We start from the raw sequence: 17,041 nt of genomic DNA, 5'->3' as shown, positions 1-17,041 counted from the left end.
TGTATGACAACAGTTAAACCATTCACCAGTAAAGCCGACATCAAAGCACAAGCAAGTCTTTGGGTAAGCAAAATTGATCGGGGTCTTTCCAACAAAGATAAACTCGACTTTCAACTATGGGTGAATCAAAGTGATTTTCATCGCAAAACCTTATTTTCTTTAGCTGCACTTTGGGATGATTTAAGTGTACTCAATGAGTTAAGTGCATTATTTACATTAGAAAAGCCAATTCAAAAAAAGCAGAATGTTATTGCTAAATATGCTGTTGCAGCAGGCATTGCCTTTATTCTGTTATTTGCGGGTAAATTCTTTGTGAACATCACACCTTTTGTGAATGACAATAACGAAAAAAGATTTGTAGAAGTAAGAACGTTGCAAACAGAAATAGGACAGCAAACCCGGTTTTCACTGTCCGATGGCTCTAGAATTAAACTTAATACCAATAGTTTAGTCGAAGTCAGTTATTCAAAAAATAATCGCCTATTAAGATTGATTAAAGGCGAAGCAAACTTTGATGTTGCCAAAGATAAAAGTAGACCCTTTACCGTAACAGTTGGCGAAAAATCATTTACCGCGTTAGGCACAATCTTTAATGTAAAAAGAAAATCTAATGAAAACATGGAGCTTGTAGTCACTGAAGGTCAAGTATTAATGACCAAGTCGAACCAACCATTAAATAAAATAGCAAAGATGTTATCTACTTTACCTAAAGAAAAATTACCTGGTTTATTGATAACATCTGGTGAAATTGCCACCATAGAAAACAATATTCAAACATCAAATATAAAAACTTCATTTGAGCAAATTCAACGAGAACTTGCTTGGCAACAAGGTATGTTAGTTTTTAATGGCAAACCACTCGATGAAGCATTAGCTGAAATCAGTCGTTATACCACCACAACCTTTGAAATTAAGGATGTTGAACTCAATAACATAAAAGTGGCCGGTTACTTCAAGGCGAATGATATTGATGGACTTCTTAAATCGTTAAGTAGTAACTTTAATATTCAATTTGAAAAAGTAAATGAAAACTCAATTCATTTGAGCTTAAATACAACGAAATAATTTTAAATACTCCCTGTCTTTTAACTCAATATATTTTTTATAAAATATTATAGAGGAATTTTCCTTCTGAACTGTTTATTAACACTGCAAGGTTGGCAAAAGTTATTTTGTCGTTTTCAACTTTCTGTATTTCGGCCGTTAACAAGCGCTACATTTTTTATATGTACCTGTCTTATATTCACGTCTGGAGCATTTGCCGAAAGCTTGATCAACTTTACAGTGAAGGAACAGCGTGCTGATAAAGCGCTCATTTCATTTGCATTACAGGCAAATAAAACGATTTTATTTTCCTATGACTTAACAAAAGAACATTATGCAAATGAGTTAAAGGGCAAATATTCGGTTAAAGACGGTTTACAACAACTTTTAAAAAACACCAACTTAACCGCTGTTATAGATAACGCTGGTCAACTGAGCATAAAACTACATAAACATCTCAGGAGTAATATAACAATGAATAAAAGCACAATGCTCAAAGCAGCTTTAGTTCCACTAATGCTAAGCGCAGCAAGTCAAACAGCACTTGCCCAAGAGCCTGCTCAAGTCAGTGAACAAGAAGTAGAAAAAATTTCAGTTATAGGAAGCCGTGTTGCTGGTCGTTCTGCAGAAGACTTACCTGTTCCCGTAGATATTTTGTCTGCTGAAGCTTTGCTTAACACTGGGCAAACAGAAGTCGGTAGAATGTTACAAGCCATAGCCCCATCATTTAACTTTTCAAGCTCATCGATTAGTGATGGAACTGATGCATTGCGCCCTGCTACCTTGCGTGGCTTAGGTCCTGATCAAACATTAGTGTTAATCAACGGCAAACGCCGCCATCAAGCGAGTTTAATTCACATTAACACCTCAGTTGGACGTGGTACTGCTGGTACAGATATGAATGCTATTCCTGCCGCATCTATTAAGCGTATTGAAGTATTACGTGACGGCGCCGCTGCTCAATATGGTTCAGATGCAATTGCCGGTGTCATTAATATTATTCTTAAAGATCAAAGTGAAGGTGGAAGCGTTGGTGTTTCTTATGGCGAAAACTCAGCTGGCGATGGTGAAACTACAAATATTGATATTTCTAAGGGTTTTGCACTTGGCGATAATGGCTTCCTTAATACCACGTTAAATATACGTGATAGAGGCTACTCTGACAGAGCAGGCTTACATGGTTCATGTCAATTTTCAGGCTGTACCCAGCTTGATAATGGCGATTTATTATTAGGCGACCCGCGTGAAGCTACCGCCACTCGTGAAACATTTCGTATTGGCGACGCAGACTCTGAGCAAATAGGGCTAACAATAAATACTGGCTACGATTTAGCTGATGGTCATTTATATGGTTTTGTGACTTATTCAAGCCGTGATAACGAATCAGCAGCTTTCTTTCGCCATAATGCGAACGGCGGAGGTAACGCACAGCTTCAAGATGGTGATGCAACTATTCCTGCTGGATTTTTACCTAAAATCAATACTGAAATAAAAGATATTTCATACAACTTTGGTTATAAAACTGAATTTAGTAATGATTCATCATTAGATTTATCATATACCTATGGTGAAAACAATATTGATTACACGACTCGGGATACAATAAATTCATCTTATGCTAATTCACTCATCTACACCTCAGCACTATCCGCTAATGAGATTCGTAGCTCAATTCCTCGCGAAGCGTTTGCTTACGGCTTAGAACTCACCTTACAAACTATTAATATGGATTACACTCAAAATTTTGATTGGTTTTCTTTAGCTATGGGTACCGAGTTTCGCACAGATGAATTTAGAGTAAAAGCCGGTGATGAATATTCATACCGAGATTATGATACCGATGAACTCGGCAATAGCTTATATGCAACAGACCGCAGTGCAGGAACACAAGGATTTGGTGGTACAGCCCCACTACAATCTGTTGATGAATCTCGTGATGTAATTTCTTTTTACATCGACACAGAAGCAGAAGTCACTGATAACCTAATTATTAGCACAGCAGTTCGCTACGATGATTACGACGGTTTTGGTGATAGTACTAATTTCAAACTTGCTGCTAATTGGTCAATTACTGATGATGTATCATTACGTGGCGCCACAAGTACTGGCTTTAGAGCTCCGTCAATGCAACAACTTTATACTGATAATATTAGTACTCAATTCCAGACAAATCCTAATGGTGGTGACCAGATTGCAGTACAAATTGGTACTTTCCGAAATGACAGTATTCTAGCGCAAGCTATTGGTATTCCTGAGCTAAAAGAAGAAGTATCAACCAACTTTAGTATTGGCTCTGTTGTGAGAGTTACCGAAGAGATTAATTTAACTGTTGATTTTTATTCTATCGAAATTGAAGACCGCATTGTGTTAAGTAATTCATTAGGTAACGGATTATCGTCAGCACTTGATGCGGCATTAGTTTCATCTGGAGCAGGTGCAGGGCAATTCTTTTTAAATGGTGCTGACACTAAAACAAAAGGTGTTGATATTATAGCAACATGGAATACAGAAGTGATGTCTGGCACATTAGACTTAACATTTGCCGCAAATTTCTCGGAAACAGAAGTTACTGATACTTATACTCCAGCAGGTAGCGCATTAGGTGGAATTTCACCTGAAGATGTTTTTTCAGAGCAGGCGATTTCTATTATTGAAGAATGGCAACCTCAAGACCGCATAAGTTTAAGTGGATTATATAAAATTGGTGATTTCACAGTTAACTTAGCCTTTAATCGTTACGGTGAGTACACGGTTCTTGATGGTGAAAGACAAACGTATGGCGCTGAAGTATTAACAGATTTACGCGTGAATTATCAATTTAACGATGAGCTTTCATTTAACTTCGGTGGAAATAACATTTTTGATGTGTACCCTGATAAAAATGAAATAGGAAATTCTCGCTCTGGCACTATTGTTGACGCCAATGGTAATGTTGTCGTTAGTAGTCCTGGTGTGTTTACTTATTCACGCCGTTCAGCACCTTTTGGTTTTAATGGTGCCTATTTCTACGCCGGTGCTGAATACCGTTTCTAGTTGTATACTTAAACTATATACTGGTTTCAAATAATTTAGCTATAAGTAAGTTATTACAATCAAAAAAGCAAAGTGATCTCACTTTGCTTTTTTTAATTTATTTAATACACAAACGAAACAACTTAGAACAAATATAAATAACCTCCTCAATCGCTGTTCCTTTAAAAAATCAACAAAAAATCAACAAAAAATCAACAAGACACTCATCCTAAATTGAACAAGTTTTACCTTTGAAAAAATTAACTAGACACTCACCTTAAATTGAACAAGTTTTACCTTTGTACTAAGCTAAAGTAACCAAGCTATTTTATCTTAGGTGAGTTATGGCCACGCCAAGGAAGCAACAAATCAGTTTAGTAGACACGCCTTATTATCATTGTGTGGCGCGTTGTGTTCGACGCGCTTTCTTATGTGGTGAAGATACCTTTTCAGGTCATAGTTTTGAGCACCGGCGAGGTTGGGTGGAAGACAAACTGCATTTTCTGACGCAAGTTTTTGCGATTGAGGTTTGTGCCTATGCGGTGATGAGTAATCACTATCATGTGGTGTTATTTATTGATGAAGAAAAAGCGAAGCAGTGGACAATGACTGACGTACTTGTGCGCTGGCACCGCATACACAAAGGTACGTTACTGACCAAACAATATTGCAACGGTGACCGCTTAGCTCAACCCTTACTTGATGAGGTTAATGCAACCGCAGAGGTCTATCGAAAGCGCCTGATGAAAATCAGTTGGTTTATGGGGTATATTAATGAAAGTATTGCAAGAGCGGCTAACCAAGAAGATAACTGCACCGGTAGATTTTGGGAAGGACGCTTTAAATCCCAAGCGTTATTGGATGAAGCAGCACTAGCGTCTTGTATGGCCTATGTTGATTTAAACCCTATTCGAGCCAATATCGCAAAGACACCAGAGAGCTCAGCCCATACAAGCATAAAACGTCGTTGTAAAGAGGCAAAAAAGGGCCAACAGCCCAATACCCTATTTCCCTTTATTGGTAACCCCAGGAAAAATATGCCAAAGGGGCTACCTTTTGAACTCGCCGACTATCTTCAATTAATTGCGTTAACTGGCCGCTGTATTAGCGGGGATAAACGGGGTTTCATCGAACAAAAACAACCAGAGATCCTCAAGCGATTGAATATCTCAGCGGACAACTGGTTAATCATCACCACCGAATTTAGAACACAATTTCATGGTGCTATCGGCCACGAAGATGTGCTGAGTGATTACTGCGAGCATCAGCAATTAAAGCGACGACATAATTTAAGCCATTGCAATAAACTCTTTGCTTGAAGACATTAAAAGAGGTGTGAATTATTAATCCATGACTTTGGGGGAATAACCTTGTCAAAAAATTGTTATTTTGGGAGAAAATTGACTACATCTTTCTTTAACGCACGAATATATTGTCAAAATATTTCTTATAGGTGAGAACTCCATAAATGTTGGCGTTTATTTGTCATCTATTTAGCTTTTTAGCATGAGTGTCTTATTAATTCTTTACTTATAGGTGAGGACTCCATAAATGTTAAAGTATATTTGTCATATGTTTAGCTTTTTAACATGAGTGTCTTATTATTTCTTTTCTTTAATTCTTCTGATAATTATTAGCTCACGGCTAGACTTAACCTTTTCTTTACAAAAAGTAAAAGTCATTTTATTAGTTCTGAATAAATTAAAAAACAAAGAATATACTATTGAATATGGTTTTGAAATTGATGATGATGTCTGGGTAAAAATTAATACTATAGATTTAAGTATCATGGTTGAAAACACTGAGCGTTCGAGAAAATATGCTTGAGGTAATTAAAAAACTTACTGGTCCTATTGTATAATAGAATAGCTTTGTCGATAGTATGGCAAAGCGCCACTCTTTTAAGATAAAAACACTTTGGAGAATTTTATTATAGAGCATCTTAGCTGTACTAAACAAATTGCTGAACTTCCTCAGAAAGAGTTGCACCAAGCGCAGCTTACTGAGGCAGCTATTGCAATTAGTATTAATGGCATTAGCCAAGCGGTAATGATGGCATCTCCTGAGCATTTGAAAGACTTTGCACTTGGTTTTAGTCTAAGTGAAGGCTTAATTCATTCGGTTAACGAAGTTTTAGATATCATTGTTCATTCACATGTCTCTGGATGGCAAGTTGATATTATGGTTTTAGCACGAGTTCAGCATCGATTAAAGCAACGACGTAGAACGATGGCTGGGCCAAGTGGCTGCGGCCTTTGTGGTCTAGACTCTATTGAAGCTGCTATGTCATTAAATCAGCCTCATCAAAAAGAGGTAAAATCGTTTCAATTACCCTCTGAGAAAATTATTATTCAAGCAAGAGATGCCTTACCTAGTATTTTAAAAAAATCGGGGAGTGTCCGAGGAAATCATTGCGCCGCATTTTTTGATTTATCTGCTAAAATGATCGCCTTTCGAGAAGATGTGGGTCGTCATTCAGCGCTAGATAAATTGCTGGGTTGTTTGTCCCATAAAAAACGACTGACTCATAATGGTTTTGCTTTAATAACAAGCCGCTGCAGCCATGATTTAATTGCCAAGGCAGCTCGCTTATCTCTAACAACGTTAGTCACGCTAGCACAGCCGACTGACTTAGCTGTTAATTCAGCTCGAAAATCACAAATAGCCTTATTTTGCTTCCAACATGGGCAACTAAAACGTTACGCCTAATAAAGGATTTATATGTCTAAGTCATCAAAAAACAATCCTGCCTATTCTTCACCTGCTGGTGGTTGGGGAGCACTAAGAAGCTCAGCTAAACACTTAATTCAAAGTGAAAATGCCGCGAAAAGCGTTAAAGCATTACTCAGAGCAAATCAGCCAGGTGGTTTTGATTGTCCTGGTTGTGCATGGGGTGATTCTACCACTGCCGGAAAAGTAGACTTCTGTGAAAATGGCGTTAAAGCCATTGCATGGGAAGCCACCAGTAAACGTGTTGATAGCAATTTTTTCAAACAGTATTCAATAACAGAATTACAACAATGGGATGATCATTCACTAGAGAAAAGTGGCCGTTTAACCCAACCTATGTATTACGATGGAATAAGTGATCACTACCAGCCAATTGATTGGCAAGAAGCTTTTAAAGTAATTGGCACTAGCCTGCAGCAACTTTCCTCTCCCAATGAAGCATTATTGTATACCTCTGGTCGAGCGAGTAATGAAGTGGCCTACTTATATCAATTATTTGGTCGAGTATTAGGCACAAATAACTTTCCTGACTGCTCTAATATGTGTCATGAAGCCTCTGGCATAGGCATGACAAATAGTCTAGGTACAGGTAAAGGTACGGTGACTATGGACGACTTTTCTAAAGCTGACGCCATTTTTGTCTTCGGCCAAAACCCAGGCACTAATCATCCTCGTATGTTGGGAACCTTGCGTGAGGCAAGTAAACGCGGAGCTAAAATTGTCTCCGTGAACAATTTAAAAGAACGTGGATTACAAAAGTTTTCAGACCCACAAAGCCCAAAAGAAATGATCTTCTTAACAGGGACTACCATCAGTCAATATTATTTCACCCCTCGCTTAGGCGGAGACATGGCGTTATTACGTGGCGTCGCTAAATGTTTATTTGAAAGATTTGAGCATGATAAATCAGTACTCGATATCGACTTTATCAATAAACATTGCCATGGTTTTGAAGCATATCAACAAAGTGTTGCGGCAAGCGAATGGGACAAAATTCTTGACCAATGTAGTTTAACTCGAGAAAACATTGAACAGATAGCAACAATCTATGCCAGTAGTAATAAGGTTATATTCACTTGGGCGATGGGGATTACCCAACACCGCCACTCTGTCGCTACAGTACGAGAGTTAGTGAACGTACTAATGCTCAGGGGTAATATTGGCAAAGCAGGGGCTGGCGCATGTCCGGTACGCGGTCATTCAAATGTGCAAGGTAATCGTACTATGGGGATCAATGAGAATCCGTCAATGGACTTTCTTGATGCACTAGAGAATCGTTACTCTTTTAATGTTCCTCGTGATAATGGCTTTAATACCGTTGAGTCTATTCATGCCATGCTTGAGGGCAAAGCTAAGGTATTTATTGCCTTGGGCGGCAATTTTTCTGCGGCAACACCTGATACCACGCGTACTCACATGGCCTTAAAAAAGTGTGACTTAACCGTACAAATCAGTACTAAATTAAATCGAAGCCATGTGATAACAGGTAAACGTGCGCTAATTCTCCCGTGTTTGGGCCGTACAGAAATAGATCGTCAATCTAGCGGCGAACAATGTATTACGGTAGAAGACTCAATGAGTATGGTACACAGTTCAACGGGTCAAAATGAACCAGCAGCTAACACTCTTCGTTCAGAAACAGCCATTGTTGCTGCAATAGCCATGGCATCAGTAGGCAATAAAATAGTCGACTGGAATACGCTGGCCGGTAATTATGGGTTAATTCGTAAAGAAATAAGTGCTGTCATACCCGGTTTTGATGACTATAACTCCCGAATAAAAGCAGGTAGAGGTTTCCACCTAGAAAATTCAGCAGCGCAACGTCATTGGCGTACTCCAATAAAAAAAGCCATTTTTAGTGATGCTAGATTACCAGACCAATTAGTACATGAGCGTGCACAGTTAATAACTAAAAAGCCGGTACTAACGCTGCAAACACTCCGTTCACACGATCAATACAACACCACTATTTATGGAATGGATGATCGTTACCGTGGTGTATATGGTGAACGTAATATCATCTTTATGAGTGCAAAAGATATAGATAAACAGGCATTAAAAAATGGAGATTATGTCAAAATAACAACGGTATCAAACGATGGCATAGAACGTTCGCTTTCTAATTTTAAAATTGTTGAATACCTTATCCCACCAGGCTGTGTGGCTGCCTATTATCCAGAAACAAATCCCTTAGTGCCGTTAGAAAGTATCGCTGACGAATGCGGTACCCCAACATATAAATCAATACCAATATCTATTGAAAAAATGGATAACCAACAATAGGTCTTAGCTAGATATATCGGTTACCTATCAAGAACGATAAAATAGGCTTCTTGATTAGTAACCGACAGAGTTAAATTTATATCGCTGAATTAAAACTTCGAGGCGCGACTGGTGTGGCTAGGGTAATATCCTAATGTTAAGCGAATAGGCTTATTATTAAATTTATATCTATATTGCTATGGCACCGTGGGGTGGCCAACATAAGTTATTTAAGCAAGAAGCATTATCAAAAATTAATACCCCAATATTATATGTTGCTGGTGATTTAGATGATATTTCGGGTTACGACGGTATTAAATCACTTTATGAACAAACGGGTAGCAAAGATAAATATTTACTGACCTATCAAAATGCTCGACATAATATTGCCCCACATCCTGCGCCGAGCATCGCTAAAAAAAGTGAGTTAGACATAGGTCATTACTTTGAGTCGGCATGGGATAACACATTGTTAAATAATAACAATAAACACTTTACGCTCGCTATGATGGACTGCCACTTAAAGAAACAATTAGATAAATGTACATTCCTTGATTTATCGCCTAATTCTAATCAAGTCGCCATTGATGGCAAAACACCTAAACCATGGCAGGGTTTTGATCACCGTTACTCTGTTGGTATGAGTTGGCATAAAAGCCAGTAAGTTTATCTGGTGGCGGTTAAATACAGAAATAAGCATGAAAGTTCACTGCCGAGCGTTCTTGCTTTGATTACGATTATTTAATGAGTCAATTATATTTGCTGAGTCAGAGAAATATTGGCTGAACAGAAATTGTTGGATAATGTTAATTTACGATTAAGTTTTATTTGCTACTTAGTTAAATTGAACAGTTTTTATAAAAAAACGGTTCAACTCAATATCCCAATAAACATTATATTATGTGATTTATTTGCTCATTGGGGGTGTTTAAGTTAATTAGCTACTGATTGATTTAATTTCCAGAAAATCTTCAAAACCAAACTCGCCCCACTCCCGGCCATTACCTGATTGTTTAAAACCACCAAAAGGAGCACTATGACTATGAGCTGCACCGTTGATACAGATCATACCTGCGCGTATTTTTCTTGCTACTTTTTCTGCCCGCTCAGGACTTTCTGATTGAATAAACGCAGCTAACCCATAAGGAGTATCATTAGCAATAGAAATACCTTCGTCTTCATCTTTATACGGAATCATCACTAAAACAGGACCAAAAATTTCTTCTTGAGCAATACTCATGTCATTAGTTACATTGCTGAAAATAGTAGGTTTAACAAAGTAACCTGTTTCAAAACCTTCAGGCTTACCCACTCCGCCAGCAAGCAATGTTGCTCCTTCATCAATACCCGCTTGTATCATTGCTTGTACTTTTTCAAAATGGGCAGCACTCACTAGTGGGCCGATATGATTACCCTGCTCGGCCGGATTGCCCACCTTTACTTTCGCTGCGGTTGCTTTTGCTGCGATAACAGCTTGTTCATATTTATTTGCAGGTATCAACATACGTGTAGGTGCGTTACAAGACTGGCCCGTATTGCTCATGCAATGAAATACTCCTTTTTTCACCGATTCATCGATATTGGCATCATCTAAAATAATGTTAGGTGATTTACCACCCAGCTCTTGTACAACACGTTTAACGGTATTTGCTGCAGATTTTGCAATGGCAATACCCGCACGTGTAGAGCCGGTAAATGACACCATATCAATATCTTTATGCGCCGATATGGCTGAACCAACACCCATGCCATCGCCATTAACCATGTTATATACACCAGCAGGGTAACCTGCATCATGTATCATTTGCGAAAATAATTTTGCTGATAAAGGGGCAATCTCACTCGGTTTTAGAATCATTGAACAACCAGTTGCAAGTGCAGGAGCTACTTTACAAGCGATTTGGTTAATTGGCCAATTCCAAGGTGTGATAAAACCACAAACCCCAATAGGCTCTTTTACGATTTTTGCATTGCCTAAAGTACGCGAAAATTCAAATGCTTTTAGTGTCGCTAATGCAGATTCAATATGGCCCTTACCCGCATATGCTTGTGCCTTAGTAGAGAAATCAATAGGCGCGCCCATCTCTAATGAAATAGCATGGGCCATGGCATCATAGTTATCCATATATTGTTTTAATAAGGATTCTAATAACGAAATACGCTCTTCTACGCTAGTGTAACCAAAAGTAGCAAAGGCATTTTTCGCTGCTGCTACTGCTAAATCAACATCTTGGCTTGAGCCTAAAGAAATTGTTGCGATTTCTTGTTCTGTTGCCGGATTAAACACAGCAAAGTCTTGCTTTTCTAATGGATTAACCCATTGACCATTAATATAAAATTGACGGTAGTCTTTCATGTAAATCTCCAAATTAATTGTGTATACCTATTTATAGTCATACTTGTAGATAGGTGTTATCAACAGCGGTAACATCCCCATTGGTCAGTCTTACTTGTCATGAAGCTATAGTCATGAAATTGACAAGGGCATGCCAAATTACATTGCCATGCCCTTAAATTATCCTGTGGCCGTTGTTAACTAGCTGATATGTTGAAGTGAGGCTCTGATATACCCTTAAATATGCCGTTTGAATCGGCTCTGTAAAACAACGAACTAATGTAGTCTAATGTGCGAGTAATTAACAAAAAGCCTGATGACCTGTGATAGCACGACCTAATATAAGGGCATGAACATCATGTGTACCTTCATAAGTATTAACCGCTTCAAGATTCATCATATGGCGAATTACGCCATATTCATCACTAATACCATTACCACCGTGCATATCACGAGCAACGCGGGCAATATCAAGAGACTTACCACAATTATTACGTTTCATTAATGAAATTAATTCAACTGGGCATTGACCCGCATCCATTAAACGTCCCATTTGTAAGCAGCCCTGTAAACCAAGCGATATTTCTGTTTGCATATCTGCGAGTTTCTTTTGAATTAACTGATTTGCCGATAGAGGACGACCAAATTGCTCACGATCCGCCGTATAGTTTCTAGCTGAATTAAAACAAAACTCTGCAGCCCCTAATGAGCCCCAAGCAATACCATAACGCGCTTTATTTAAACAACCAAAAGGCCCGGCTAATCCTGTAATTTCAGGAAACATATTTTCAGCAGGTACAAAAACGTTATCCATTACAATTTCGCCCGTTATTGAAGCACGTAAAGAAAATTTACCTTCAATTTTTGGAGCAGATAAACCTTTCATACCTTTTTCAAGCACAAAACCACGAATTTTACCCTCGAGCTTTGCCCAAACAACAAAAACATCAGCAATGGGTGAATTCGTGATCCACATTTTATTACCGGTTAAACAATAACCGCCATCGACTTTATTGGCGTGAGTTGTCATAGAAGCTGGATCACTACCTGAGTTAGGCTCAGTCAAACCAAAACAACCCACCCATTCACCCGAAGCAAGTTTAGGTAAATACTTCATACGTTGTTCTTCAGAGCCGTAAGCATATATTGGATGCATAACTAATGAAGATTGCACACTCATTGCGCTGCGGTAACCACTATCTACACGTTCTACTTCACGCGCAATTAAACCATAACTAACATAATTGACTTCACTGCCGCCGTATTTAGCTGGCAAAGTAGCGCCCAACAGACCTAGCTGACCTAATTCACGCATTATTTCGCGATCAAAGTGTTCATGTCTATTAGCTTCAAGCACACGCGGCTGAAGTTTCTCTTGGCAATAGTCATGAGCAGAATCGCGGATCATACGCTCTTCTTCGGTGAGTTGATTATCAAGAAACATCGGATCTTGCCAATTAAAAGCGGTTAATGTATTGCTCATGGGGTTACCTTATTTATACTGTTTATCAGTAATAATTTAATTTATTGTCTTACTCTATCCTTAAAGCAAAAATAAACATAATATATAGTTATTATAGTTTTTATAATTTTTACTTATAGCAATCAATCATATGCATTTGAAACGTCTTGAATATTTTTGTCAGTTAGCTATGCTCGCTAACTTTACACGAGCAGCAGATAAAATCGGCATTGCTCAACGGCGAGCTTTATTTAGCCTTGATACCTGGCAATTTAGAAAACCCACCACAGCGTTACCCTGAACTTATTAATGAGGAGGTTGTGGTCGGCAAGCTCAGTTCACACCCATGTACCGCAGAGCAAACCATATCACTTGCACCATTTTTCCAGCAGCCACGGGGGTTATTTCATGAAGAATATTTTTTACGTGAAGTCGTTGGTTCGCAATAGCGTTGGTGTCACGACTTGTCTATCACGTATTTTACAAAACGAACATCAGGTGACATTAATTCCCTTTGAACCAAAATCGAATTTAAATTGAGCTTAGCATGGAAAAAATCACTCCATTTCTAAAACCAGTAAAGCTTTCATGACTTATTTAAGCCCAATGGTCGAGCCTCTAGATTAAGCAACATTGCTTGTATTACTTAGTACATATTCAGAGCATGATTCTATATTAATACTAAACTTTTGTTCACCATTCACCAATACAGCCTGATTATAAAATTCATCTATTGGTTTTAACGTAAAGAGATAACGTTACTAGAAATGGTTATATACAATACCCTTGAACATATTTTAGAAAACGCTTCTTAAAAACACTGCACTAAATCATTGCCCATAATATTAACTCGATTAATTTTAATATCCCCTTAGATGATTCCCTGATGGGGGTTTAAACAACTTGATAGCAACCGAGCCACTAATACGACTAATTTAATTTTTAAAGCGCTATTTTTATGCTTGCGGCACTATCTTTGTTATTGTACAGTAACGAACTAAAGCGGCCCACAAGTTCCGCCAAGCGAAACACAAGGTATTCTGTGATGAGTCGAAAAATTAATATGGTTAGAAAATTTTTCAAAATAGTAACATTTACCGCTGCTGCTTTGAGTGCATTCCCCGCTTTAGCTGCAACGGTTCTTACTTATGGTGAACCTGGGCCAAATCGAGGCGCCCGTGCTGGAGCCACTAAATGGTTTGCACAGGAAGTTGAAAAGCGTTCTGGTGGTGATTTAAAAATTGATATTATGTGGGGTGGTGCTTTATTTAAGGCAAATGCTGCGCGACAATCTATTGCTGCGGGTGTGGTCGATATGGGGACCATTATCCCCGATTACTTTCCAAAAGAGATGGTGTCTTTTTCACTGACTAACTTACCTTTTGAAAACCTCGACCCCTGGGTTGGTTTAAAAGCCAACTTTGATCTTATGCAATCCCCTGAGGTAACAAGTAATTTAGGAAAACAAAATTTATCCTTCGTCGCCTCATACATGCTTTCAAACGTTATCGTATTATGTAAAGGAGACGCTGTTCGAACACTTGATGACATAAAAGGTAAAAAGATACGTGGTGTTGGTACCTTCGGTAAAATATTTGGTGACTTAGGGGCAAACTTGGTCAGCATGAGTATTTATAAGGCTTATCAGGGGCTAGGTAACGGTTTACTCGATTGCAGCTTAGGCTATATGAGCGCCACTATTGCTTTGAAACAACATGAGGCGTCTGACAGCCTAACCAAACTCAATTGGGGCACTTATACCGGTTTGGGAATATTTATAAATAAAGATGCACTATCCAAATTGAGTCCTTCTCAGAGAAAGGTAATAAATGACGTTGGCGCTGATTTTGTCAACTACCTTGGTGAAAATATAATGAAAGCTGACAAAAGAGCAGAAGATTTACTAACGCAAGGGATTGATGGACATAAGCTAGAAATTATTACTCTTTCTTCTTCAGGTTCAGCTCAATTATATGCAGCAAGTCAATATCACATTACTAAGTGGGAAAAAGAAGCAAATAAAAGTGGTCTCGATGGAAATACCATGGTTAAAAACTACAAAGCTTCCCTTAAAAAATACAGCCAAGAACGAGATCTAAATGGCTACCCTTGGGCACGTTAATTTAATTACACCCGTTTTATTGATGAGGTGATCTACTTTACACGCAGAGAAATAGCCAAATAAATAACCTAGAAGCGGCTTATTTCAACCAGTAAAATAATCATAACGTTAGTCAAATTGGTATCACATAGAGTTTAATATTATGTTGAAAAAAATGGAACAAGGGGCATTAATTGTCGCTGGTGTTTGCATTATCACGCTCGGCCTAATGATCACGCTAACGGTTGTCACACGTAACCTTTTTGGTTGGGGAGTAACTGACGATGTTGTTATCGTTCGAGAACTGATGGTAGGAGCCGTTTTTCTACCGTTAGCTTATGTCACTGCAGATTACAGTCACATTACCATAGAGTTCTTATTCAAGCGTTTGGGTCAACATACCAAATTATGGATGCTTGCCATTGGTTCACTCATCAGCCTATTAATATTACTGCCACTTGCATTCGCTGCATGGAAAGGTTTTTTCCACGCAGCAAGCAGCGGCGCTTATTTCTTTAGCCAGTTAGATCTGCCTGAGTGGCCGGGTCGATTTGCTTTTTTTGCTGGGGCAGCACTATTTATTATACGTTTAACGATAATTTGTATTGCTGATTTTCGAGCAGCAATCTGTGGTAATACTGAATATATCGAGCAGCGTTCTGACGTGGCATACAATACAATTGAAGAGGGTTAATCTGTGGATCCATTGATGCTTGGGCTCGTCGGGTTTGCCTGTACGTTGCTTTTACTTATATTGCGTGTACCAATAGCCTTTAGCTTAGCTGGCGTATCATCGGTATTTATATTTTTATTTTTTGCTATGCGAAATGGTGGCTTTGATTTTGACACGGCAGTTGCACCAGCGCTGACTATGATCTCATCCAATGCCTTCGACTTAGTACATTCTTATGATCTAAGTATGATACCGCTATTCGTGCTTTTAGGTCATATTGCCTACCATACGGGTATCACTACTGACATTTATCATGCTGCGCGAGTTTGGTTAAAGCGCCTACCTGGCGGGGTCGCTATGGCCTCTGTTTTTGGCTGTGGGGGATTTTCCGCTATTACGGGTTCGAGCATAGCTTGTGCTTCAGCAATGGGTAAAATCTGCGTGCCAGAAATGCTACGTATGGGTTACGATAAACGTTTAGCTACATCTACCGTCGCCGTTGGTGGTACGCTTGGTTCGCTTATCCCACCTAGTGTGCTATTTATTGTTTACGGTATTTTTACTGAAATGTCAGTTAGCCGCCTATTCTTGGCAGGTGTTATTCCAGGTCTGATATCTCTAGTCGGTTTTTTGGTGGTTATCTACATCTGGGTGAAACGTAACCCAAGTGATGCACCAGTTGATACCAGCATACTTGTTAAAGGAGATCGCCGAAAAGCCGCTATAAGATGTTGGCCAGCTATGTTGCTTTTTACTATTATTATTGGGGGTATTTATGGTGGTATATTTACCGCTACCGAGGCAGCAGCAATCAGTGCATTTTCGGTAATCATTATTGGCTCTTTGCAAAAACGACTTAATTGGCAGCAGTTTATCCAATCAATTAAAGAAACTTGCACGCAGACCACAACTATCTTCTTTATTGCGGCAGGAGCAAAAATTTTTGTTGGCTTTGTTGCGCTTACTGGCATGGCACCAGCACTGGTTGGGCTGATCGAGTCTGCCGACGTATCGTTATGGTTATTACTGGTAATGATTGCAGGTGTATATTTTCTACTAGGTATGTTTCTGGACCCATTAGGCATTATGGTACTTACCCTTCCTTTCTTAATTCCTATGGTGGAAGGTTATGGCTTAGACTTAATTTGGTTTGGCGTGGTCATAATAAAGTTGCTTGAAATAAGCTTGATCACCCCACCGGTAGGACTAAACGTTTTTGTTATCGCCAGTGTCACTAAACCTTCGGTAGCGGTGTATGAGATTTTTATGGGCGTTACACGTTTTCTGGTCATGGATGTCTTAGTCTTAATTGCAATTATCGCCTTCCCGATACTATCGCTGCTATTGCCTAATCTTATGATGTAGCTTTTATTATTAGCGGTTTGGCCAGCATATGGCCTGCCGCGAACAACAAGAACTGTT

The 17,041-nt window shown here is 38.9% G+C and carries 11 protein-coding genes and 1 pseudogene; 10 read left to right on the top strand and 2 right to left on the bottom strand.

The window, feature by feature from the left end; all coding sequences use genetic code 11:
• Nucleotides 1–3 precede the first annotated feature (3 nt).
• The 6 genes from A3Q34_RS17660 (at nt 4) to A3Q34_RS17630 (ending at nt 9,712) form a co-directional block, all read left to right on the top strand.
• Nucleotides 4–1,065: a FecR family protein gene (locus A3Q34_RS17660; protein WP_070376539.1), complete on the top strand. Its 1,062-nt coding sequence runs from the start codon at nt 4–6 to the stop codon at nt 1,063–1,065.
• 468 nt (nt 1,066–1,533) lie between these two features.
• Entirely contained in the window at nt 1,534–4,077 is a 2,544-nt protein-coding gene (locus A3Q34_RS17655; protein ID WP_231907486.1) for a TonB-dependent receptor plug domain-containing protein, read from the top strand.
• 323 nt (nt 4,078–4,400) lie between these two features.
• Complete coding sequence (locus A3Q34_RS17650; RefSeq protein WP_070376537.1) at nt 4,401–5,375, top strand: transposase; 975 nt, start codon at nt 4,401–4,403, stop codon at nt 5,373–5,375.
• 598 nt (nt 5,376–5,973) lie between these two features.
• Nucleotides 5,974–6,765 (top strand): formate dehydrogenase accessory sulfurtransferase FdhD, encoded by a 792-nt coding sequence (fdhD, locus tag A3Q34_RS17640; protein ID WP_070376535.1) that lies wholly within the window; start codon nt 5,974–5,976, stop codon nt 6,763–6,765.
• Nucleotides 6,766–6,777: 12 nt separating this feature from the next.
• Complete coding sequence (locus tag A3Q34_RS17635) at nt 6,778–9,069, top strand: FdhF/YdeP family oxidoreductase (RefSeq protein WP_070376534.1); 2,292 nt, start codon at nt 6,778–6,780, stop codon at nt 9,067–9,069.
• A 178-nt stretch (nt 9,070–9,247) separates the two neighbouring features.
• Nucleotides 9,248–9,712, top strand: a complete 465-nt coding sequence (locus tag A3Q34_RS17630; protein ID WP_070376533.1) for a serine aminopeptidase domain-containing protein — start codon at nt 9,248–9,250, stop codon at nt 9,710–9,712.
• Nucleotides 9,713–9,985: 273 nt separating this feature from the next.
• Here A3Q34_RS17630 and A3Q34_RS17625 read toward each other — a convergent pair whose 3' ends face one another.
• Both A3Q34_RS17625 and A3Q34_RS17620 read right to left on the bottom strand, forming a co-directional pair.
• On the bottom strand, nt 9,986–11,404 hold the full coding sequence (locus tag A3Q34_RS17625) for an aldehyde dehydrogenase family protein (protein ID WP_070376532.1): 1,419 nt from the start codon (nt 11,402–11,404) through the stop codon (nt 9,986–9,988).
• 280 nt (nt 11,405–11,684) lie between these two features.
• On the bottom strand, nt 11,685–12,866 hold the full coding sequence (locus A3Q34_RS17620) for an acyl-CoA dehydrogenase (protein ID WP_070376531.1): 1,182 nt from the start codon (nt 12,864–12,866) through the stop codon (nt 11,685–11,687).
• Nucleotides 12,867–13,063: 197 nt separating this feature from the next.
• Between A3Q34_RS17620 and A3Q34_RS21290 the strand changes: the two are divergent.
• The 4 genes and pseudogenes from A3Q34_RS21290 to A3Q34_RS17600 form a co-directional block, all read left to right on the top strand.
• A pseudogene (locus tag A3Q34_RS21290) lies at nt 13,064–13,472 on the top strand (LysR family transcriptional regulator); the annotation flags it as partial.
• A gap of 418 nt (nt 13,473–13,890) precedes the next feature.
• Nucleotides 13,891–14,967 carry a C4-dicarboxylate TRAP transporter substrate-binding protein gene (locus A3Q34_RS17610; protein ID WP_231907380.1) on the top strand — a complete coding sequence of 359 codons (1,077 nt, stop codon included), beginning with the start codon at nt 13,891–13,893 and terminating at the stop codon, nt 14,965–14,967.
• Nucleotides 14,968–15,109: 142 nt separating this feature from the next.
• Nucleotides 15,110–15,640, top strand: coding sequence for a TRAP transporter small permease (locus A3Q34_RS17605; protein ID WP_070376529.1), 531 nt, complete (start codon nt 15,110–15,112; stop codon nt 15,638–15,640).
• Nucleotides 15,641–15,643: 3 nt separating this feature from the next.
• Nucleotides 15,644–16,984: a TRAP transporter large permease gene (locus A3Q34_RS17600; protein WP_070376528.1), complete on the top strand. Its 1,341-nt coding sequence runs from the start codon at nt 15,644–15,646 to the stop codon at nt 16,982–16,984.
• Nucleotides 16,985–17,041: the final 57 nt, after the last annotated feature.

Origin of the sequence: Colwellia sp. PAMC 20917, assembly GCF_001767295.1 — a bacterium.
GTDB lineage: Bacteria > Pseudomonadota > Gammaproteobacteria > Enterobacterales > Alteromonadaceae > Colwellia_A.
This window is presented reverse-complemented; position numbering and strand designations above follow the sequence as displayed.